19 protein-coding genes are annotated in these 18,785 nt (G+C 70.2%); 12 read left to right on the top strand and 7 right to left on the bottom strand.

The annotated features are described in order from the left end of the window. Window positions 1-77 precede the first annotated feature (77 nt). From AC1DSA_RS03445 to AC1DSA_RS03435, 3 genes are all read left to right on the top strand, one after another. On the top strand, window positions 78-1,094 hold the full coding sequence (locus tag AC1DSA_RS03445; protein WP_477886079.1) for a fumarylacetoacetate hydrolase family protein: 1,017 nt from the start codon (window positions 78-80) through the stop codon (window positions 1,092-1,094). 85 nt (window positions 1,095-1,179) lie between these two features. Beyond that, entirely contained in the window at window positions 1,180-1,560 is a 381-nt protein-coding gene (locus AC1DSA_RS03440; protein ID WP_477886077.1) for a hypothetical protein, read from the top strand. Window positions 1,561-1,589: 29 nt separating this feature from the next. Then, the gene (locus AC1DSA_RS03435) at window positions 1,590-3,311 is read left to right on the top strand and encodes an OPT/YSL family transporter (RefSeq protein ID WP_477886075.1); all 1,722 of its coding nucleotides are present in this window, start codon (window positions 1,590-1,592) and stop codon (window positions 3,309-3,311) included. Window positions 3,312-3,315: 4 nt separating this feature from the next. On the opposite strand, the gene AC1DSA_RS03430 is transcribed toward AC1DSA_RS03435, so the two are convergent. From AC1DSA_RS03430 to AC1DSA_RS03410, 5 genes are all read right to left on the bottom strand, one after another. After that, entirely contained in the window at window positions 3,316-3,819 is a 504-nt protein-coding gene (locus AC1DSA_RS03430; protein ID WP_477886737.1) for a fasciclin domain-containing protein, read from the bottom strand. A 217-nt stretch (window positions 3,820-4,036) separates the two neighbouring features. Further along, window positions 4,037-5,440: an alpha,alpha-trehalose-phosphate synthase (UDP-forming) gene (gene otsA, locus AC1DSA_RS03425; protein ID WP_477886073.1), complete on the bottom strand. Its 1,404-nt coding sequence runs from the start codon at window positions 5,438-5,440 to the stop codon at window positions 4,037-4,039. 9 nt (window positions 5,441-5,449) lie between these two features. Beyond that, the gene (locus tag AC1DSA_RS03420; protein WP_477886071.1) at window positions 5,450-7,255 is read right to left on the bottom strand and encodes a glycoside hydrolase family 15 protein; all 1,806 of its coding nucleotides are present in this window, start codon (window positions 7,253-7,255) and stop codon (window positions 5,450-5,452) included. Next, window positions 7,252-7,992 carry a trehalose-phosphatase gene (gene otsB, locus AC1DSA_RS03415; RefSeq protein ID WP_477886069.1) on the bottom strand — a complete coding sequence of 247 codons (741 nt, stop codon included), beginning with the start codon at window positions 7,990-7,992 and terminating at the stop codon, window positions 7,252-7,254. The genes AC1DSA_RS03420 and otsB overlap by 4 nt, the downstream gene beginning before the upstream one ends. Window positions 7,993-8,083: 91 nt before the next feature. Further along, window positions 8,084-8,497, bottom strand: a complete 414-nt coding sequence (locus AC1DSA_RS03410; RefSeq protein ID WP_477886067.1) for a VOC family protein — start codon at window positions 8,495-8,497, stop codon at window positions 8,084-8,086. Window positions 8,498-8,533: 36 nt separating this feature from the next. Here AC1DSA_RS03410 and AC1DSA_RS03405 point away from each other — a divergent pair, with 36 nt between their 5' ends. The 5 genes from AC1DSA_RS03405 (at window position 8,534) to AC1DSA_RS03385 (ending at window position 12,065) form a co-directional block, all read left to right on the top strand. Further along, a complete protein-coding gene (locus AC1DSA_RS03405; protein ID WP_477886065.1) occupies window positions 8,534-9,499 on the top strand; it encodes a TraB/GumN family protein in 966 nt (321 codons plus the stop codon). A 4-nt stretch (window positions 9,500-9,503) separates the two neighbouring features. Continuing rightward, a complete protein-coding gene (locus AC1DSA_RS03400; protein WP_477886063.1) occupies window positions 9,504-9,635 on the top strand; it encodes a hypothetical protein in 132 nt (43 codons plus the stop codon). Continuing rightward, the gene (locus tag AC1DSA_RS03395) at window positions 9,632-10,081 is read left to right on the top strand and encodes a copper chaperone PCu(A)C (protein WP_477886061.1); all 450 of its coding nucleotides are present in this window, start codon (window positions 9,632-9,634) and stop codon (window positions 10,079-10,081) included. Before AC1DSA_RS03400 ends, AC1DSA_RS03395 begins: the two co-directional genes overlap by 4 nt. 64 nt (window positions 10,082-10,145) lie before the next feature. After that, on the top strand, window positions 10,146-10,808 hold the full coding sequence (locus AC1DSA_RS03390) for a PhaM family polyhydroxyalkanoate granule multifunctional regulatory protein (RefSeq protein WP_477886059.1): 663 nt from the start codon (window positions 10,146-10,148) through the stop codon (window positions 10,806-10,808). A 9-nt stretch (window positions 10,809-10,817) separates the two neighbouring features. Next, window positions 10,818-12,065: an FIST signal transduction protein gene (locus AC1DSA_RS03385; RefSeq protein WP_477886057.1), complete on the top strand. Its 1,248-nt coding sequence runs from the start codon at window positions 10,818-10,820 to the stop codon at window positions 12,063-12,065. A 31-nt stretch (window positions 12,066-12,096) separates the two neighbouring features. Here AC1DSA_RS03385 and AC1DSA_RS03380 read toward each other — a convergent pair whose 3' ends face one another. Further along, window positions 12,097-12,831 (bottom strand): helix-turn-helix domain-containing protein, encoded by a 735-nt coding sequence (locus AC1DSA_RS03380; protein WP_477886055.1) that lies wholly within the window; start codon window positions 12,829-12,831, stop codon window positions 12,097-12,099. A gap of 114 nt (window positions 12,832-12,945) precedes the next feature. On the opposite strand from AC1DSA_RS03380, the gene AC1DSA_RS03375 reads away from it, so the two are divergent. Both AC1DSA_RS03375 and AC1DSA_RS03370 read left to right on the top strand, forming a co-directional pair. Then, the gene (locus tag AC1DSA_RS03375) at window positions 12,946-13,728 is read left to right on the top strand and encodes a hypothetical protein (protein WP_477886052.1); all 783 of its coding nucleotides are present in this window, start codon (window positions 12,946-12,948) and stop codon (window positions 13,726-13,728) included. A 16-nt stretch (window positions 13,729-13,744) separates the two neighbouring features. Further along, window positions 13,745-15,685 (top strand): MFS transporter, encoded by a 1,941-nt coding sequence (locus AC1DSA_RS03370; RefSeq protein WP_477886050.1) that lies wholly within the window; start codon window positions 13,745-13,747, stop codon window positions 15,683-15,685. Between the two features lie 9 nt (window positions 15,686-15,694). Here the strand turns inward: AC1DSA_RS03370 and AC1DSA_RS03365 are convergent, their stop codons facing one another. After that, window positions 15,695-16,405, bottom strand: coding sequence for a GntR family transcriptional regulator (locus AC1DSA_RS03365; RefSeq protein WP_477886048.1), 711 nt, complete (start codon window positions 16,403-16,405; stop codon window positions 15,695-15,697). A 110-nt stretch (window positions 16,406-16,515) separates the two neighbouring features. Here AC1DSA_RS03365 and AC1DSA_RS03360 point away from each other — a divergent pair, with 110 nt between their 5' ends. Both AC1DSA_RS03360 and AC1DSA_RS03355 read left to right on the top strand, forming a co-directional pair. Further along, window positions 16,516-17,490 (top strand): Bug family tripartite tricarboxylate transporter substrate binding protein, encoded by a 975-nt coding sequence (locus AC1DSA_RS03360; RefSeq protein ID WP_477886046.1) that lies wholly within the window; start codon window positions 16,516-16,518, stop codon window positions 17,488-17,490. Between the two features lie 10 nt (window positions 17,491-17,500). Next, window positions 17,501-18,775, top strand: coding sequence for a glucarate dehydratase family protein (locus AC1DSA_RS03355; protein WP_477886044.1), 1,275 nt, complete (start codon window positions 17,501-17,503; stop codon window positions 18,773-18,775). Window positions 18,776-18,785 lie beyond the last annotated feature (10 nt).

Raw genomic sequence — 18,785 nt, 5'->3', positions numbered from 1 at the left:
ACGATTAGGTAAACTCATTTCACAATGCGTAATGTCCGGCGCGGCACTCTAGCGCATCCGGAGGACGAGGTCCATCGATGAAATTGGCAACGTACAGGGACGGCTCGCGCGACGGGCAGCTGGTGGTGGTGTCGCGGGACCTGCAGTCGGCGCATTATGCGACCGGCATCGCGGGCCGGCTGCAGCAGGTCCTGGACGACTGGAACTTCCTCGCCCCGCAACTGCAGGACCTGTACGACACGCTGAACAACGGCAAGGCGCGCCACGCTTTCCCCTTCGATCCGGCCCAGTGCATGGCGCCGCTGCCGCGTGCCTACCAGTGGGCGGACGGCTCGGCCTACATCAACCACGTGGAGCTGGTGCGCGCCGCCCGCAATGCGGAAGTGCCCAAGAGCTTCTACGAGGACCCGCTCATGTACCAGGGCGGCAGCGACGACTTCCTGGGGCCGATGGACGCGGCGAAGTTCCTGAATGAGGACTGGGGCATCGATTTCGAAGCCGAGGTCGCGGTGGTCACCGGTGACGTGCCCATGGGGGCCACGCCCGACGAGGCGCTGGACGGCGTGCGCCTGCTCCTCATCGCCAACGACTGGAGCCTGCGCAACCTGATCCCGAACGAGCTGGCCAAGGGCTTCGGCTTCTTCCAGAGCAAGCCCGCGACCGCCTTCGGCCCCGTGGCGGTGACGCCGGACGAACTGGGCGACGCGTGGGAGGGCGGCCGGGTGAACCTGGTGCTGCAAAGCAGCTGGAACGGCCGCAATGTCGGCATGTGCGAAGCCGGCCCCGACATGACCTTCCACTTCGGCCAGCTGATCGCCCACGTCTGCAAGACACGCAACGTGCGCGCTGGCAGCATCGTCGGCTCCGGCACGGTCAGCAACAAGGGCGTGACCGACGCCAGCGGCAAGACCGAATGGCCCAAGGGCTACAGCTGCATCGCCGAAAAGCGCGCGATCGAGACCATCCAGGACGGCAAGCCCTCCACCGAGTTCATGCGCTTCGGTGACACCATCCGCATCGAGATGAAGGGCAAGGACGGCCAGAGCGTCTTCGGCGTGATCGAGCAGAAAGTGGTCGGTCCGCAGGCTGCCTAGCAGAGCGTGCGCACTGGGACCTTCGTCCCATGCGCGCCGCCCCGCACTCCGGAACAATGGCGGGTCGGTCCAACCGGAGAGCCTGATGAGCAACCACGTGAGGGTGATCCATGCCTCGGACTTCCTGCGCGCGCGGGCGGACGGCCAGGTGGACCGCGAGACCGGCAAGGAGCTGCTGGCCAAGGTCGCCGCCGCGGCCGCGCCGCTGGAGGACTACCAGGTCCTGATCGACATCCGCGACGCGGTCGGCCGACTCACGCCCGAGGACCTGCACGAACTCGCCGGCGCGCTGGTCGCGCACGGGCCCACTTTCCTGCGCAAGACGGCGGTGCTGTGCCCGCGCGAGCGCTTCGACAACGCCCGCTTCTTCAGCCTGCTGGCGGCCAGCCACGGCTTCACGCGGGTGCGCGCCTTCCTTGCGTACGAGGACGCGATGGAGTGGCTGTTGGCGGCGGGCGACGACTGAATCGCGCACCCGCCCGCATACTCCGCGCGATGGGTCGTCCCGCCGCACCGCGCTGGGCCTGGCTGCCGGAGCAGGGCAGCTGGGCCTACCACTTCCTGCTCGCCGCCACCGGCATGCTGGTGCTCGGTCCGCTGGCCGGCGTCACCGCGGCGTACATGAACTTCTCGCTGGGCTTCTTCGTGGGCGGCCAGGTGCTGGCGGGGCTGCTGGGGTCGGCCGTGACCGCGGGCTATGGCAGCGAGGGCCGGCACGGCGCCAACTACATCCAGACCGCCGCGGCGTCGGTGGCGAGCATGAGCGGCATGGGCGTGCTGGTGCAGGCGATGGTGTGGATGGGGCTGCCGCAGCCGCCTGCCTGGCACCTGGTCGCCTACTTCGTGTGCATCGGCATGTTCGGCGTCGGCGTGGGCATGCTCTACACGCCGGTGCTGGTGGACCGGCTGCGGCTCGCCTTTCCCTCGGGCCTGGCGGTGGCCAACATCCTGCGCGCGCTGACCGACACCGCGCTGCTGCGGCGCTCGGTCGGGCAGCTCGGCTCGGGCGCCGCGCTGGGCCTCGCCGGCGGCCTGGCGGCGACCCGCATCGCGTTCCTCGGAGCGATCGAATTTTCCGCGTCGACGTTCGGGGCCGGCATGGTCGTCGGTGCGCGCATCGGCGTCCCGGCGGTGATCGGCGGCCTGCTGGGGTGGGCGACGCAGCCCTTCTTCGTCTCCATCGGCTGGCTCGCGCCCGGTGATCCCTTCCGCAAGATCATGTTCCTCATCGCGCTGGGCACCATCATGGGCGCCGCAGCGGTCGACCTCGCGCTGATCTTCTGGCGCGCGCTGCCCGGCGCGCGGCGGCAGCTCGCGGAAGATCCGCCCGCCGACGACTGGCGCCGCGTGCACCGGGGCCGCCTCTGGCTGTGGGTGCTGGCCTGGGGCGCGGCGACGCTGGCGACCGGCCACCTGCTGCTGCGGCAGCCCCTGTTCTTCCTCGCGCTGGCGGTCGCGCTGGTCTTCCTGTTCGCGCTGGTCAACGGCATCTCGGTCGGCGTCAGCGACTCCAATCCCATCTCCTCCGCGTTCGTGGTGTCGATCGTGGTGATGGCGATGCTGGGCCTCGCAGACGCCGGCGCTGGCCTGATGGCGGGGGCGATCCTGCTGGTGTCGACCAGCGTCGCCTGCGACATGCAGCAGGACCGCTCCACCGGCTGGCGGCTCGGCACGCCGCGCGTGCTGCAGTTCCGCTACCAGGTGCTCGGCATCCTGGTGGGCGCTGTTTTGGCGGTGGTGTTCGCGCGGGTGTTCATGGCGGCCTACCCGGTGCTGGCGCTGGACCAGACGGTGATGAAGGCGGGCCAGCAGCCGGCGGAGTGGAGCTCCGCCATGACCTACAAGTTCGTCGGGGTGCTGCGCAGCCTGACCGACGACAAGCCGTACCAGCGTACGGCCATCGTGATCGGCATCGCGATCGGCCTGGCCATCGAAGTGCTGCGCAAGCTGCTCAAGCCGCGCTCCTTCCTGGTCGACGCGGTGCTGCTGCCTTCGCCGTATGCGTTGTCGTTCGGCGGCTTCGTCAACCTGCCGACTTCGCTGTGGCTGGGCGCGGGCGGCGTGGTCGCCAGCCTGGTCGGTCGGCGCACGCCGCAGCGGCCGGGCGTGCCGGAGGACATGAGCGGCACATCCCTGTTCGGGGGCGGGCTGATCGCGGGCGACGCGCTGGCGGCGCTCGCGATCGGCATCACCGGGCTGCTGGCGACGGTGTTCTGATCGCTCAACCCGGCAGCAGCACCTTGTCCACCACGTGGATGACGCCGTTGGACTGGTACACGTCGGCCGTCGTCACCACCGACTGGTTGCCCTTGGCGTCGACGATCACGACGTCGTTGCCGCGCATCGTGGCGGTGAGCATGCCGCCGCTGACGGTCTTGAGCATCGCCTTGCCGCCGCCGGCGCGGATCTGTTCGCCCAGCGCCGCGGCGTCGACCCGGCCGGGCACGACGTGGTAGGTCAGCACCTGCGTCAGCGTCGCCTTGTTCTCGGGCTTGAGCAGGGTGTCGACGGTGCCGGCCGGCAGCGCGCCGAAGGCCATGTTGGTCGGTGCGAACACGGTGAACGGACCTGCCGTCTTGAGCGTGTCGACCAGGCCCGCAGCCTTCACGGCGGCGACCAGCGTGGTGTGGTCCTTCGAGTGCACCGCGTTGTCGATGATGTCGCGCGTCGGGTACATCGCCGCACCGCCCACCATCTTGGTGGAAGCCGAGGCGCCCATGGTCATGGTGGCCGCGGGCAGGAAGGCGTTGTTGTCGGGAAAGCCGCGGCCGTAGCCGTCGGCGTGGGCGGCGCCGGCGGCAACGAGCGTGGCGGCGAGGGTGGCGATGAGGTGGCGTTGCATGAGGGTCTCCTGTCGGTGGGACGGGACCGGCACGATGCCGGCCCACCCGATGGATACGCGGCGAACGCTCCGCCGGATTCAGGAGATTGCGCGGCCGGCTTCACAGCCGCAGCCACGACGTGCCCTTTTCCTCCGCCTGCGCCTCGGCGAGGTCCTGCAGGTAGGTGTCGCACCACCAGTGCACGTCGTACTGGCGCACCGTGCGCATCAGTGCCTCGTGCCGGTTGCGGCGTTCCTCCAGCGGCATCTGCAGCGCCAGCAGGATCGCGGCGGCCGTGCCCTCGGTGTCGTAGGGATTCACCAGCAGGGCCTCCTTCAGCTGCTCCGCCGCGCCGGCGAAGCGCGAGAGCACCAGCACGCCCGGATCCTGCTCGTCCTGGGCGGCGATGAACTCCTTGGCGACGAGGTTCATGCCGTCGCGCAGCGGCGTCACCAGCGCCACGCGGCTCGCCTTGTAGAGCCCCGGCAGGCGTGCGCGCGCGACGGTGCGGTGGATGTAGCGCACCGGCATCCAGTCCAGCTCGCCGAAGTTGCCGTTGATGGAGCCGCACAGGCTTTCCAGCTCGTGCAGGATGTCCGTGTAGGCGCTGACGTTCTCGCGGCTGGGCGAGGCGATCTGGATCAGCGTGGCGCTGGAGCGCAGGTCGGGGTTCTTGTCCAGGAATTCGCGGAAGGCGCGCATGCGCTGCGGCAGGCCCTTGGAGTAGTCGAGGCGGTCCACGCCGACCAGCAGCTTGCGCCGGGAGTACTCGCGCCGCATGCGCTCGTACATCTCCACGGCCTCCTTGCTGCGCGCGAGTTCGGCGAACTCCTGCACGTCGATGCCGATGGGGTAGGCGCCGGCATGCACGGTGCGGCCGAAGGCGCGCCAGCGGTGGCCGCCCAGGGGCTGCGCGTGCGCCTCGGTCTCCACGTAGCCGGCGAAGTGGTGCAGGTCCGCCTTGGCCTGGAAGCCGACCAGGTCGTACGCGAACAGGGCGCGGATCAGCCAGTCGTGTCCGGGGATGGCGGCCAGGATCAGCGGCGGCGGCAGCGGGATGTGCAGGAAGAAGCCGATGCGCTGCGTGCAGCCCAGCGCGCGCAACTCCGCGGCCAGCGGGATCAGGTGGTAGTCGTGCACCCAGATCACGTCGTCGGGCCGCAGCAGCGGCAGCAGCTTGCGCGCGAACAGCTGGTTCACCCGCCGGTAGCCGGTGATGTAGCCCGCGTCGAAATCGGCGAGGTCCAGCCGGTAATGGAACACCGGCCACAGGACGCCGTTCGAATAACCCAGGTAGAAGGCGTCGTGGTCCACCTTGGACAGGTCCACCATCGCCAGCTTGACCGGCCCGGCCTGCTGCATGCGGACGTCGTCGTCCTCGCTGTGGTCCACGATCTTGCCGCTCCAGCCGAACCACAGGCCGCCGGTGCCGTTCAACACCTCCGCGAGCGCGACGGCGAGGCCGCCGGCCGCCGTCTTGCGCGGGTCCGCGATGCGGTTGGAGACGACGACCAGGCGGCCCAACGCGTGCTCTCAGATGACCGTGTCCCAGGGGGCGGACAGGCGCACGGCGGCGTTGATCGTGCCCACCATGGAATAGGTCTGGGGGAAGTTGCCCCACATCTCGCCGGTCACCGGGTGCGTGTCCTCGGACAGCAGGCCCACGTGGTTGCGGCTCTTGAGCATCACCTCGAAGATCTCGCGCGCCTGCGCCTTGCGGCCGATGCGCGCCAGTGCGTCGATGCGCCAGAAGGTGCAGATGTTGAACGCGGTCTCGGGCTTGCCGAAGTCGTCGGCCGCCTCGTAGCGCCGCATGTAGGGGCCGTCGCACAGCGACTTCTCCAGCGCATCGACGGTGGCGACGAAGCGCGCGTCGTTCGGGTCGATCATGTTCACTTCGGCCATCAGCAGCGCGCTGGCGTCCAGGTCGCGGCCGCCGAAGCTCTCCGCGAAGGCCTGGCGCTGGTCGTTCCAGGACTCCTTGAGGATGCGGCCGCGGATCAGGTCGGCGCGCTCGCGCCAGTGGCGGATGCGCTCCGGCATGCCCAGCGTGGAGGCGATCTTCGCCAGCCGGTCGCAAGCCGCCCAGCTCATGAGCGCGGACGACGTGTGGATGCGGGCGCGCGTGCGCAGCTCCCACATGCCGGCGTCGGGCGTGTCGTAGATCTTGAAGGCCTGCTCGCCCACGGCCTCCATGTGGGCGAACTCGGCGCGGCCGGCGCGCCGCAGCAGCCGGTGGTCGTGGAAGGCCTGCGCGGCTCCCAGCAGGATGTTGCCGTACACGTCGTGCTGGAAGTGCTCCTGCGCCTGGTTGCCCACGCGCACCGGGCCCATGCCACGGTAGCCGGGCAGGTGGTCCAGGATCTGCTCGGGCAGCTTTTCCTCCTGGCCGATGCCGTACAACGGCTGGATGTGGCCGCCGCCGGAACGGATCACCACGTTCATCAGCCAGCGCAGGTACTCCTCCATCGTCGCCACTTCCGAGATCGAATTGAGCGCCCGCACCACGAAGAAGGCATCGCGCAGCCAGCAGTAGCGGTAATCCCAGTTGCGGCCGCTGAACGGCGCCTCCGGGATGCTGGTGGTCATCGCCGCGACGATCGCGCCGGTGTCCTCGAACAGCGAGAGCTTGAGCGTGATCGCCGCGCGGATCACGGCGTCCTGCCATTCCAGCGGCAGCGACAACGCGCGGGTCCAGGCCTTCCAGTAACTCACCGTCTCCTGCTCGAACAGGCGTGCCGTGTCCTCGATGCCGCTGGCCAGCGTCTCGTCCGGTCCCATGATGAAGTTCATCGGGCGGTCGACCACGAAGAAGGTCTCCGACAGCACGTACGAGATCGGCGCGTCGGTATTGACGCGGATGGTGCTGTTGCCCGCGACGTAGCGGATGTGGGTGCTGCCCTGCGTCACCGCGGGCGTCAGGCGGCCGTAGTCGAAGCGGGGGCGCAGCAGCACGCGCATGCGCGGCGAGCCGGACAGCACCTTCACCCGCCGCACCATGGTGAGCGGGCGGAAGGTGCGGCCGCGGCTCCAGAAGCGCGGCGCCAGGTCCGTCACCTCGATGCCCTGGCCCTTGCCGTCGTACATGCGCGTGCGCACGACGGCGGTGTTGGGTTCGTAGAACTGCTCGCTGCGCTCGTAGCCTTCCAGTTCGAACGCCCACAGGCCGCCGTTCGCGCTGGGGTCCAGCATGGCGTTGAACACCGGGTCGCCGTCGAAGCGCGGCAGGCAGCACCAGACCACGCGCGACTGCTGGTCGATCAGGGCGCTGTACGCGCAGTTGCCGATCATGGCGACCTGCAGCGAGTTGGGGGTGACGAAGGATGCGTTGTCGTTCATTCGGTTCTCGTCGGGCGGGCGGGCAGGGCCGCCGCCAGTTCGCGGCGCAGCGCCGCGGGGTCGGGCAGGTGGCGCGACGCCACGGTCGCGCCCTCGCCCACCTTGATGCCGATGCCGCCGAGGCGCTGCACGGTGGAAAAGCCCACCTCGTCGGTGACGTCGTCGCCGATGAACACGGGGATGCGGCCCGTGAACGGCGGCTCCGCCAGGAATTCCTCGATCGCGCGGCCCTTGCTGGCGCCGCCGGGCTTGGCCTCGGCCACCATCTTGCCGCGCTGCAGGGTCAGCCCAGGGGATTCGTCCACCGCCCGCTGCATCGCGCCCAGGCACAGGTCTGCCAGCTCGGGGCGCTGGCGGTAGTGCAGGGCGACCGAGCCGCGCTTGTTCTCCACCAGCAGGCCGGGATGATCGGCCGCGAGCGCGACCGCCACCGCCTCCACGTGGCCGAGCGGATGCGTGTCCAGCAGGTGCACCTGGCCGTCGTCGCTGCGCCGCTCGGCGCCGTGCACGCCCGCCACGGGCAGGTGCAGCGGATGCAGGAAGGCGTCGATCTGTGCGAGCGGCCGCCCGGAGATCACCGCGACGGCGCCGTGCAGGTACTGGTGCAGGTCCTGCAGCACGCCGAGGAAGGGTTCCGGCACATGCACCGCCTGCGGCTGCGGAGCGATGTCGACCAGGGTCCCGTCGAAGTCGAGAAACAGGGCGCAGGAGGGATGGAGGATCTCCGCAAGCGTCATGCGACCTGACCGTACCAAAGCCGGGCCCGCCACGCCACACCCGCCCGACGCCGCACTCCGTAGGAGCGTTCCTACAGGCGGCCGGGGTGGATCAGCGTGCGTACAGCCCCGCCAGGGAACGGAAGCCCTTGACCTCGATGGGATTTCCGAACGGATCGCAGAAGAACATCGTCCACTGCTCGCCCGGTTCGCCGGGGTAGCGCACCTGCGGCTCGAGCACGAAGTCGGTGCCGGCTGTTTCCAGCCGTTGCGCCATCGCCTGCCACGCGGGCAGCTCGAGCACCAGCCCGAAGTGCGGCATCGGCACCAGCTGGTCGCCCACCCGGCCGGTGCGCGTGGTCCGGAAGGGCTCGCCCAGGTGCAGGGACAGCTGGTGGCCCTCGAAGTCGAAGTCCACCCAGGTGTCCGTGCTGCGCCCTTCGCGGCATCCCAGCACGTCGCGGTAGAAGCGGCGCGCGACGTCGAGGTCCGTCACGTGGAAGGCGAGGTGGAACAGCGCGGTCATGCGGTGAGGATAGCGCCTGCCGCACAATGGCCGGCCATGCGCATCGCCCGATTCCTGAGCCACGCCCTGGTGGTCGCCGGCCTGCTGTTGGTGGCCGGCCGCGCGCTCGCGCAGGCGAACTGCCCGCCCGCCGCCCCCCGCCCGGACGCGTTGCGTCCCGAGCAGCTGCGCGCCGACGTGCGCGACCGCGGCTTCCTGTGGCGCCTGGACAAGGAGGGCCGCACGTCCTGGCTCTATGGCACGGTGCACGCGAGCCGGATCGAGTGGCTGGTTCCGGGGCCAGCGGTGCAGGCGGCACTGGCGGGCAGCGACGTGCTGGCGCTGGAACTGGACCTGGGCGACCCGGCGCTTCCGACCGCGTTCAAGACGTCGGCGGACCCGGCGCGCGGGGCCCGCGTGGCGGCCGGCCTGCAGCCGCGCCTCGCGCGCCTGGCGGCCCGGGCCTGCCTGCCCGCCGAGCAGCTCGCCGGCATCGCGCCCCTGCTGCAGCTCGCGACCTTGAGCCTGTCGGAGGGACGCCGCGACGGCTTTCATCCCGAGTTCGCGGTGGACGCCGTACTGTGGGGCCTGGCGCGCCGGCTGGACAAGCCGGTGGTGGCGCTGGAGACCGTCGCGTCCCAGCTGGCCGCGCTGACGCCGGCCAGCGAGGACGACGAGCGCCAGCTGCTGGAGCAGGGCGTGCACGACCTGGAGTCCGGCGAGAGCGGCCCGCTGTTCGGGCGGCTGCTGGCAGCCTGGGCCCGGGGCGACGAGGCGGCCTTGGGCAGCTATCCGCAGTGGTGCCACTGCCTGGACACGCCGGCGCAGCGGCGCTTCATGCAGCAGGTGAACGACGACCGCAACGAGGCGATCGCGTCCCGGCTGGTGGGGCTGCAGGTGCAGGGCCGGCGCTTCTTCGCGGCGGTCGGCGCCCTGCACATGACCGGTCCCAAGGCGCTGCCGGAACTGCTGCGCGCGCAGGGCTTCCAGGTCCAGCGCATTCCTTTCCCCTCTCCCAGGTGATGCCATGAACGTCGACTGCTCGCGCTGCGAAACGCCGAGCATCACGCGCCACGGACCCGACGGCACGGTGCGGGACATCCAGATGAAGGCGGCCAACGGCAAGCCAGGGCCGGCGCGGGATAATCCCCGGCAATGAAGACCGTCCTCGCCGCCCTGCTGCTCGCCGCCTCCGCCGCCGCCTGCGCCGATGCTTCGGCGCCCGTCGCCGTGCAGGGGGCCTGGGCCCGCCCCATCGTGCCGGGGCAGGACTCCACCGGCGCCTACATGACGCTCACTTCCCGCGCGCCGCTCACGCTGGTGGGCGCCGAGTCGCCCGCGGCCGGCATCGTGGAGATCCACGAGATGCGCATGGTCGGCGACGTGATGAAGATGCGTGCGACCGAGACGCTGCCGCTGACTCCGGGCAAGCCGCTGGAACTCAAGCCGAACGGCTTCCACTTCATGCTGATGGACCTCAAGGCGCCGTTCAAGGCCGGCAGCGAGATCCGCCTGACGCTGCGCCTGCGCGACGCCAAGGGCGCCGAGCAGACGCTGCCGGTCACCGTGCCGGTGGCGGCCGGCGGCCCCCCGGCCCACCGCTGACCGTCGCTCTCGCCAGCCCGTCCTTGGGGTAAGCTGTCAGCCGACAGACCACCGGAGACCGGCCATGAGCGAAAACAATCCCTTCGGCTTCGCCAAACTCGTCCCGGGCTTCGACTTCCTGCAGAACCTGGCCAAGGGCGCGTCGCAGAACCTGCCCCACATGCCCAGTCTCTCCAGCTGGGTCGCGCCCACGATCAACGTGGAGGAGCTGGACAAGCGCATCGGCGAACTCAAGGCGGTGCACTTCTGGCTGGACCAGAACTCCAAGGCGCTGGGCGCCACGATCCAGGCGCTGGAAGTGCAGAAGATGACGCTGGCCACCTTGCAGGGCATGAACTTCAGCATGGGCGACGTCGCCAATGCGCTGAAGCTCAAGACCGTCGAGAAGGTGGCCTCGGGCGTGCAGAAGGTGAGCGACGCCGCCGACGCCGTGACCGGTGCAGCCGAGGCGGCGCGCCGCAAGAACGAGCCCGCAGCCAAGAAGGCCAAGCCCGCCAAGGGTGACGGCAGTGCCGGCGCCGCGCCGGTGGACCCCATGCAGTGGTGGGGCGCGCTCACGCAGCAGTTCCAGGAAATCGCCGCCAACGCGATGAAGGACGCGGCGCAGAAGGCCACCGACACCGGCAAGGACAAGGCCGCCGGCGGCGCCGCCGAAGCGGGCAAGGCGGCGAAGAAATCCGCGGCCGCCAAGACACCTTCACGGAAGCGCAGCGCCGGCAAGGGCTGAGGGGCGGCCATGCAGTTGTTCCCCTTCGGCCATGCCACGCATCCGCAGTGGCAGATGGCGGCCGGGCTCGTGCTCGCGCAACTGCGCGCGCAGATGACGCTGCACGGGTATGCCCCGGCGCCCACGCTGGGCCTGCTTTACATCACCGACCACTACGCGGCCGACGCCCAGGACATCCTGGACCACCTGGGCGGCGAACTGCCGCTGGTCACCGACTGGTCGGGCACCGTGGGCGTGGGCATCGCCTCCTCGAACGTCGAGTACTTCGACGAGCCCGCGATGGCGGTGATGCTGTGCGCCGTGCCGTCCGACCAGTACCGCGTCTTCTCCGGCGTCGCGCCCCTGCCGGCCACCTTCACGCCGCACACGGCGCTGGTGCATGCCGATGCCGGCATGCCCGACGTCGCGGAACTGATCGCGGAACTGTCGGACCGCACCACCACCGGCTACCTGTTCGGCGGGCTCGCGTCCAGCCGCGGCGACGTCGTGCAGTTCGCCATCGGCGGCAACGGCAACCTGCAGGGCCACGGCAAGGCCGGCGGCGTGTTCAGGGGCGGTCTCTCCGGAGTCGCCTTCTCCGAGGAGGTCGCCCTGCTCTCGCGCGTGACGCAAGGCTGCCAGCCGGTCGCGGCCGCGCGCACCATCACGGGCGCGGACCACAACCTGGTGACCGAGCTGGATGGCGAGCCGGCGCTGGACGTCCTGCTGGAAGACCTGCGCGTCACCCTGGACCAGCCGGAGGCCGCGATGGCGGCGCTGCGCGGGACGCTGGTGGGACTGACCCAGGCCTCGGAAGACGTGACCAACCGCGCCGGCCACTTCGGCAACGACGTGGTGGTGCGGCACATCATCGGCATCGATCCGCGCCGGCGCGGGGTCGCCATCGCGAACAAGGTGGAAGAGGGCATGAAGCTCGCCTTCTGCCGGCGCAACGTGGAGGCGGCGCGCGCCGATCTCGTGCGCATCTGCTCGGAGATCCGCGAGGAACTGGAGCCGGAGGAACTGCCGCTGGCGGTGGCGAGCGCGCTCGCCGCATCCAACGCCATGGCCGCGCCGACGCCCGACCGCCAGATCGCCGGCGCCGTCTACGTCAGCTGCGCCGGCCGCGGCGGGCCGCATTTCGGCGGACCGAGCGCCGAGATGCAGATCGTGCGCCGCGCCCTGGGCGACGTGCCGCTGGTGGGCTTCTTCGCCGGGGGCGAGATTGCCCGCAGCCACCTGTACGGCTACACCGGCGTGCTGACCGTTTTCCGCTAGCGCGCTGCGCGGACCGGGCGGCCGCGGTGCGCTAGGTCCGCCGCAACTGGGTGAAGGCCGAGAACTCCCAGTTGCGCATCGCCAGCACCAGCGTGTAGCCCTCGCGCTCCTTCTGCGGCATCTTCTGGTCCGCCTGGTGCTGCTGGGCGAAATCCTGCGCCACGCGTTGCAGCCGGTCGACGAACGACGGGGCGATGGCGCGGCTCACCGAGCCGTGCACCAGCAGCACCGTCTCGCCGTGGCCGTCGAAGCCGCCGCCGAAGTAGTCCAGCACGGCGTGGTCGCGAAAGTAGTCCATCACCGGGCCGTGCGGCCGCCAGCGGAAGGTCTTGGCCAGCTTCAGCCGGTAGCGGTTCTGCGGCCGCAGTTCGATGATGCCGATGCGATCGAGCTGCGCGAGGTACTTGATGCCCTCGGCCTGCGTCAGGCGGTACTCGGTGGTGAGCTGCTCCAGCGTCCACTGCGACAGCACGCACAACGCGCACAGCAGCAGCTTCTTGTCGGCCACGACGGCGCGTTCCTGCTCCTGGGTCAGCTCGCGGAGCAGCGGCTGGGCGTCGGCCACCCGCCGCGCCAGTTCGGCGAAATCGATCTTGAGCACGCGGCAGATCGCGTCGATCCGCGACAGCGCCATGTCGCCCTTGGCCAGCATGCGCTTGACGCTGGATTCGGCCATGCCCAGTCCCTTGGCCAGGTCCGCGTACGTCATCTGCGCGGACTTCAGCTCTTTCTTCAGGACCGTGACGAGGTCGGCGGTGGTGCTCATGGAGGTACAGGTTTGCGATACCCATCGGCCAATGCGGTGGCAATGTAGCCGAAAAGGCGCGACCATCCCAGCCTTGCGTCCGAGACTGGGTCTTCACCCACGAGGAGAGATGCCATGCGCCCGAACCGGTCCGAAGTCCTGCTGCTGGGAGCCGCCGCGCTGCTGGTCGCCGTCGCGCTGTTCGCGCCGGGGGTCGGCCAGCCCGCCGGCTTCCACGCCTTCGCCGAACAGCGCGCGCTGTGGGGCATCCCGCACGCGCTGGACGTGCTGTCCAACCTGCCCTTCGCGATTGCGGGGCTGGTGGGGCTGGCGGTGCTAGGGCGCGTGCCGCAGGACGCCATGCCGCCGGTGCAGCGCCGCTGCGCGCGCCTGTTCTTCGTGGGCCTGCTGGTCACCGCCGCCGGGTCCAGCTGGTACCACCTCGCACCGCACGACCCGGGCCTGGCGATCGACCGGCTCTCCATGTCGGTGGCGTTCGCGGGGCTGCTGGGACTGGTGGCCGCCTGCGGCGTGAGCGAGCGGGCCGGCCGCGCGCTGATGGCGGCGCTGCTGCTGTGCGCACCGGCCGCCGTCGCGCAGTGGTACGTCACGGGCAACCTGCTGCCCTGGGTGCTGGGGCAAGGTGCCGGCATGGTGCTGATCGTGCTCGTCGCCGCGTTCGCTCCCCGGCCCGCGCAGGGCCTGGACGTGCGCTGGGTCTTCGTGCTGCTGGCGTATGCGGTGGCCAAGCTGCTCGAGCTGGGCGATCACCAGGTGTTCCACGCGAGCGGCGAGTTGCTGTCCGGCCACACGCTCAAGCACGTGGTGGCCGCTTTCGCGGCGTGGCCGGTGATCGCGGGGCTGACCGCACTGGCGCAGCGGCAGAATGGCGCGCAGCCCGCCGTGCGCGCGGCCTGAGCAGGAGGAGAGGACGATGGACAACACCGCCGTGGCCGGGGCCGGCACGCAAGCGCACGCGCCCGTGCATCCCAACCAGTTCGCCCTGCTGCGCCAGCGCCGCTTCGCGCCCTTCTTCTGGACGCAGTTCGCCGGCGCCGCCAACGACAACCTGTTCAAGTTCGCCTTCACCGTGCTGGTGACCTACCAGCTGCAGGTCGCCTGGATGCCGCCGGCCATGGCCGGCCTGGTGATCGGCGCCCTGTTCATCCTGCCCTTCCTGCTGTTCTCCGCCACCAGCGGACAGCTGGCCGACAAGTACGACAAGCGCAGCATGGTGCTGTTCGTGAAGTGGCTGGAGGTCGGCATCATGGTGCTGGCGGCCATCGGCTTCTTCGCCGCCAACGTGCCCATCCTGCTGGCCTGCACCTTCCTCATGGGGCTGCACTCAACGCTGTTCGGCCCGGTGAAGTTCGCCTACCTGCCGCAGCACCTGGACGAGCGCGAGCTCACCGGCGGCAACGGCATGGTGGAGATGGGCACCTTCGTCGCCATCCTGCTGGGCAACGTCGCCGGCGGCCTGATCGTCGCGATCCCGCAAGTGGGTGCCCACTGGGTCGGCGCCGCCTGCATCGCACTGGCGGCGGCGGGGCGCCTGGTGGCCCACTGGATCCCGGCCTCGCCGCCGATCGATCCCGGGCTGCGGATCAACTGGAATCCCTTCACCGAGACCTGGCGCAACCTGAAGCTCGCGCGCGGCAACCAGGTGGTGTTCCGTTCGCTGCTCGGGATCAGCTGGATGTGGTTCTTCGGCGCCGTGTTCCTGAGCCAGTTCCCCAGCTTCGCCAAGGAGGTGCTGCACGGCAACGAGCAGGTCGCCTCGCTGCTGCTGGTGGTGTTCTCCATCGGCATCGGCGCCGGCTCGCTGCTGTGCGAGGTCCTCTCGCGCCGGCACGTGGACATCGGGCTGGTGCCGCTGGGCGCCATCGGCATGACGGTGTTCGCGGTGGACCTGTACTTCGCCGCACGTGGACTGCCGCCCTCGGCGACGCTGGGCGTGGCGCAGTTCGTGGCGGTCCCGGCGCACTGGCGCGTGATGGCGGACCTGGCGCTGCTGTCGCTGTTCGCGGGGCTCTACTCGGTGCCCATGTACGCGCTGATCCAGTTGCGCGCCCAGCCCACGCACCGCGCGCGGATCATCGCCGCCAACAACATCCTCAACGCGCTGTTCATGATCGCCAGCTCGTTGATCGCCGGGGCGCTGCTCGGCGCCGGCGCGACCATCCCGCAGATCTTCCTGCTGGTGGGCATCGCCAACGCGGTCGTGGCCGGCTACATCTTCCTGCTGGTGCCGGAGTACCTGCTGCGCTTCGTCGCGTGGATGGCGACCCACGTCGCCTACCGCTTCCGTGTCGAGGGCGAGGAGCACATCCCGGTGGCCGGCCCGGCCGTGCTGGCCTGCAACCACGTGAGCTTCGTCGATCCCGTGCTGATGATGGCGGCCAGCCCGCGGCCGATCTACTTCGTGATGGACCACCGCATCTTCCGGCAGCCGGTGCTGGGCTGGCTGTTCCGGCTGGCCAAGGCGATCCCGATCGCGCCGCAGAAGGAGGATCCCGAGGTCTACGAAGCGGCCTTCCGGCGCGCGGCGCAGGTGCTGCGCGACGGCGACCTGCTGGCGATCTTCCCGGAAGGCGCGATCACGCGCGATGGCGAGCTGCAGGAGTTCAAGGCCGGCATCATGAAGGTGCTGGCGCTCGCGCGGGCCGAAGGCGTCGAGCCGCCGGTGGTCCCGATGGCGCTCACCAACCTGTGGGGCTCCTTCTTCAGCCGCATCGAGCAGGGCGGCGCGATGGTGCGGCCGTTCCGGCGCGGGGTGTTCAGCCGCGTGGGGCTGAAGGTGGGTGCGCCCATGACTCCGGCGCAGGTGGAGCCGGCCTTGCTGCAGGGACGAGTCGCCAAGCTGCTGGCGGGCTGAGCTTCGCCTTCAGACCACGTAGTCCGGGTGCTCGGCCCGGATGCGGTCCGCCTGGCTGAGCGTCCCCGACAGGTGTTCACGCACGCGCTCGCGCGCCTGAGCGGCGTCGCCGACGGCGATCGCTTCCACGATGCGCCGATGGTCCCGCACCACGGACTTCGCCTTGCCGGCCGCAGGCAGGTGCAGCCGCCGCAGGCGGTCGACGTGGCCGCTGCGCTGGCGCACCAGGTCGAACAGGTCCGGCACGCCGGCGGCCACGTACATCAGGCGGTGGAACTCGCGGTCGGCGGCGATGAACTTGCCGTAGTCGTCGCCGGCGGCGACGGCCGCCTGCACCTCGATCTGGGCGCGCAGCTGCGCCACCAGCAGCTCGGTGGGCTGCGCCGCCAGCGTGCCCGCCACCTCCAGCTCGATCGCTCGGCGCAGGAAGTGCGCCTGCAGGGCCTGCGCGATGTCGATGCGGCTCACCACCGTGGCGTGCTGCGGAAAGATGTCGACCAGGCCTTCCTCGCTCAGCTTGATCAGCGCGTCGCGCACCGGGGTCTGGCTGACGCCGAACATGGCGGCCAGCTCGTTGCGGGCAAGCACCGCGCCGGGCGCGAGCTCCAGCGCCAGGATCGCTTCGCGCAGGCGGTCGAACACCTGCGGCGCCGCCTGCCGCTTGGGGTCCAGGGTGCGCGGCTTGCGCGCGTGGGCGGGGGTGGACAGGGCGGTGGGCATGCGGCGATTCTAGGGCGCGACCGTGCATTGACGTACTAATATATTTGTGTTTTACTGCACCGCTCGCGGCCACGCCGGGCCGCGCAACGACCCCCGAGGAGACACATCCCATGAAGCGCCGTTCCGTCCTGACCTGCATCGCCGCCTCGCTGGCGGCCCCTGCCTTCGCGCAGGGCACCGAATGGCCGCAGGCCAAGCCCATCACCTACGTCGTGCCCTTCACGCCCGGCGGTTCCACCGACGTGGTCGCCCGCGCCGTCGCCGAGAAGCTGGCCGCCGCCCTGCACCAGTCGGTGGTGGTGGACAACAAGCCGGGGCAGGGCGGCGGCATCGGCGCTGCCTACGTGGCGAAGGCACCCGCCGACGGCTACACGCTGTTCGGCGGCACCATCAGCACGCACGCGATCAACGCCAGCCTGTACAAGAACCTGCCCTACGACCCGGTGAAGGACTTCGAGCCCGTGTGCCTGGTCGCCTTCCTGCCCAACGTGCTGCTGGTGGACCCCAACGCCGGCGTCAACTCGGTGCAGGACCTGGTCGCGCTCCTGAAGAAGGACCCCAAGCGGCGCACCTTCGCGTCGTCCGGCAACGGCACCTCGACGCACCTCGCGGGCGAGTTGTTCGCCGACCTGATCGGCGTGCCGCTGACGCACGTGCCGTACAAGGGAACGCCGCCCGCGATGATCGACGTGTCCGCCGGCCAGGTCACCTTCATGTTCGACCAGATGACCGCGGCGCTGCCGCTGCTGCAGGCCGGCAAGCTCAAGCTGCTGGCGGTGACCACGGCCAGGCGCATCGCGCTGTCGCCCAACACGCCGACCCTGATCGAGTCCGGCGTGGCCGGCTTCGACGTGTCCTCGTGGCAGGCGATCTATGCGCCCAAGGGCACGCCCAAGCCGATCGTGCAGCGCCTCGCGCAGGAGATCCAGAAGGCGCTCCGGCTGCCCGACGTGCAGGACAAGCTGGGCAAGCAGATGGGCATGGAGATCGTGGCCGGCGGTCCCGACGAACTGGCCGCGCTGATGGCCCGGGAGATCCCGCGCTGGGCCGCGCTGGTGAAGAAGTCCGGCGCCTCGGCGAACTGAGGTGCAGCGCATGAGCCGCGACGTCCGCATCACCCACATTCGCATCACCCCGGTCGCCTTTCGCGACGGCCCGCTGCTGAACGCCGCGGGCATCCACGAACCCTGGGCGCTGCGCGCGATCGTCGAACTGGAGACGTCCGACGGCCGCGTCGGCCTGGCCGAGACCTACGGCGACGCGCCCATGCTGGCCGTGCTGGACGACGCCCGTGCCCACGTGCTGGGCCTGTCGCCCTTCGCGCTCAACACGATGGAAGAGCGTCTGAAGGCGGCGATCCGCCCGAAACCCGGCGCGATCGAATACACGCTGGCCCCCGGTTCGCACAGCGCCAAGAACGCGGCCAAGGCGGTCAGCGCCTTCGAGGTCGCCATGCTGGACCTGCAGGGACAGGTGATCGGTGCGCCCATCGTGGACCTGCTGGGCGGCGCGCTGCGTCCGCAGGTGGCGTACAGCGCCTACCTGTTCTTCAAGTACGCCGAGCACAACGGCCGCCCGTACGAACCCGATGCCTGGGGCGAGGGCATCAGCCCGCAGCAGGTGGTCGCGCAGGCGCGACGCATGATCGACCTGTACGGCTTCCAGAGCATCAAGCTCAAGGGCGGGGTGTTCGAGCCGCAGCACGAGATCGCCACCATCCGCGCCCTGCGCGAGGCCTTTCCGGGCCTGCCGCTGCGCCTCGATCCCAACGCCAACTGGTCCGTCGCGACCAGCAAGCGCGCGGCCGAGGAACTCGACGCGCTGCTGGAGTACTACGAGGATCCCTGCCCCGGCCTGGACGGCATGGCCGAACTGGCGCGGCACACGCGGCTCCCGCTGGCGACCAACATGGTCGTGACGACGCTGGAGGAGTTCCGGCAGAACGTCGAGAAGAAGGCCGTGCAGGTGATCCTGTCCGACCACCATTACTGGGGCGGGCTGCGCGCCACGCAGCAGCTGGCGCGGATGTGCGACCTGTGGGGGCTGGGCATCTCGATGCACTCCAACTCGCACCTGGGCATCAGCCTGATGGCGATGACGCACGTGGCTGCGGCGATCCCGAACCTGGCCTACGCGTGCGACACGCACTATCCCTGGCAGGACGAGGACATCGTGCGCGGCGGCCGCATCGCCTTCACCGAAGGCGCGGTGCGCGTGCCGACGCGGCCCGGCCTCGGTGTCGAACTGGACCGCGAGGCGCTCGCGCGATTGCACGACCAGTACCTGTCCTGCGGCATCCGCAACCGCGACGACCGCAAGCAGATGCAGAGGTACGACCCGTCCTTCACCGGCGCGTCGCCGCGCTACTGAACGCCGCGGC

Source organism: Ramlibacter sp. P4_H7 (genome assembly GCF_056400765.1).
Note: the sequence above shows the minus strand (reverse complement) of the source record. Positions and strands in the feature narration are given on the sequence as shown.

Coding starts and splice junctions, on each gene's coding strand:
- AC1DSA_RS03390 (WP_477886059.1), top strand. CDS start 10,146: ATGAGCGAAAACAATCCCTTCGGCTTCGCCAAACTCGTCCCGGGCTTC.
- AC1DSA_RS03370 (WP_477886050.1), top strand. CDS start 13,745: ATGGACAACACCGCCGTGGCCGGGGCCGGCACGCAAGCGCACGCGCCC.
- AC1DSA_RS03375 (WP_477886052.1), top strand. CDS start 12,946: ATGCGCCCGAACCGGTCCGAAGTCCTGCTGCTGGGAGCCGCCGCGCTG.
- AC1DSA_RS03395 (WP_477886061.1), top strand. CDS start 9,632: ATGAAGACCGTCCTCGCCGCCCTGCTGCTCGCCGCCTCCGCCGCCGCC.
- AC1DSA_RS03420 (WP_477886071.1), bottom strand. CDS start 7,255: ATGAACGACAACGCATCCTTCGTCACCCCCAACTCGCTGCAGGTCGCC.
- AC1DSA_RS03405 (WP_477886065.1), top strand. CDS start 8,534: ATGCGCATCGCCCGATTCCTGAGCCACGCCCTGGTGGTCGCCGGCCTG.
- AC1DSA_RS03355 (WP_477886044.1), top strand. CDS start 17,501: ATGAGCCGCGACGTCCGCATCACCCACATTCGCATCACCCCGGTCGCC.
- AC1DSA_RS03435 (WP_477886075.1), top strand. CDS start 1,590: ATGGGTCGTCCCGCCGCACCGCGCTGGGCCTGGCTGCCGGAGCAGGGC.
- AC1DSA_RS03430 (WP_477886737.1), bottom strand. CDS start 3,819: ATGACCATGGGCGCCTCGGCTTCCACCAAGATGGTGGGCGGTGCGGCG.
- AC1DSA_RS03440 (WP_477886077.1), top strand. CDS start 1,180: ATGAGCAACCACGTGAGGGTGATCCATGCCTCGGACTTCCTGCGCGCG.
- AC1DSA_RS03385 (WP_477886057.1), top strand. CDS start 10,818: ATGCAGTTGTTCCCCTTCGGCCATGCCACGCATCCGCAGTGGCAGATG.
- AC1DSA_RS03360 (WP_477886046.1), top strand. CDS start 16,516: ATGAAGCGCCGTTCCGTCCTGACCTGCATCGCCGCCTCGCTGGCGGCC.
- AC1DSA_RS03380 (WP_477886055.1), bottom strand. CDS start 12,831: ATGAGCACCACCGCCGACCTCGTCACGGTCCTGAAGAAAGAGCTGAAG.
- otsB (WP_477886069.1), bottom strand. CDS start 7,992: ATGACGCTTGCGGAGATCCTCCATCCCTCCTGCGCCCTGTTTCTCGAC.
- AC1DSA_RS03365 (WP_477886048.1), bottom strand. CDS start 16,405: ATGCCCACCGCCCTGTCCACCCCCGCCCACGCGCGCAAGCCGCGCACC.
- AC1DSA_RS03410 (WP_477886067.1), bottom strand. CDS start 8,497: ATGACCGCGCTGTTCCACCTCGCCTTCCACGTGACGGACCTCGACGTC.
- AC1DSA_RS03445 (WP_477886079.1), top strand. CDS start 78: ATGAAATTGGCAACGTACAGGGACGGCTCGCGCGACGGGCAGCTGGTG.
- AC1DSA_RS03400 (WP_477886063.1), top strand. CDS start 9,504: ATGAACGTCGACTGCTCGCGCTGCGAAACGCCGAGCATCACGCGCCAC.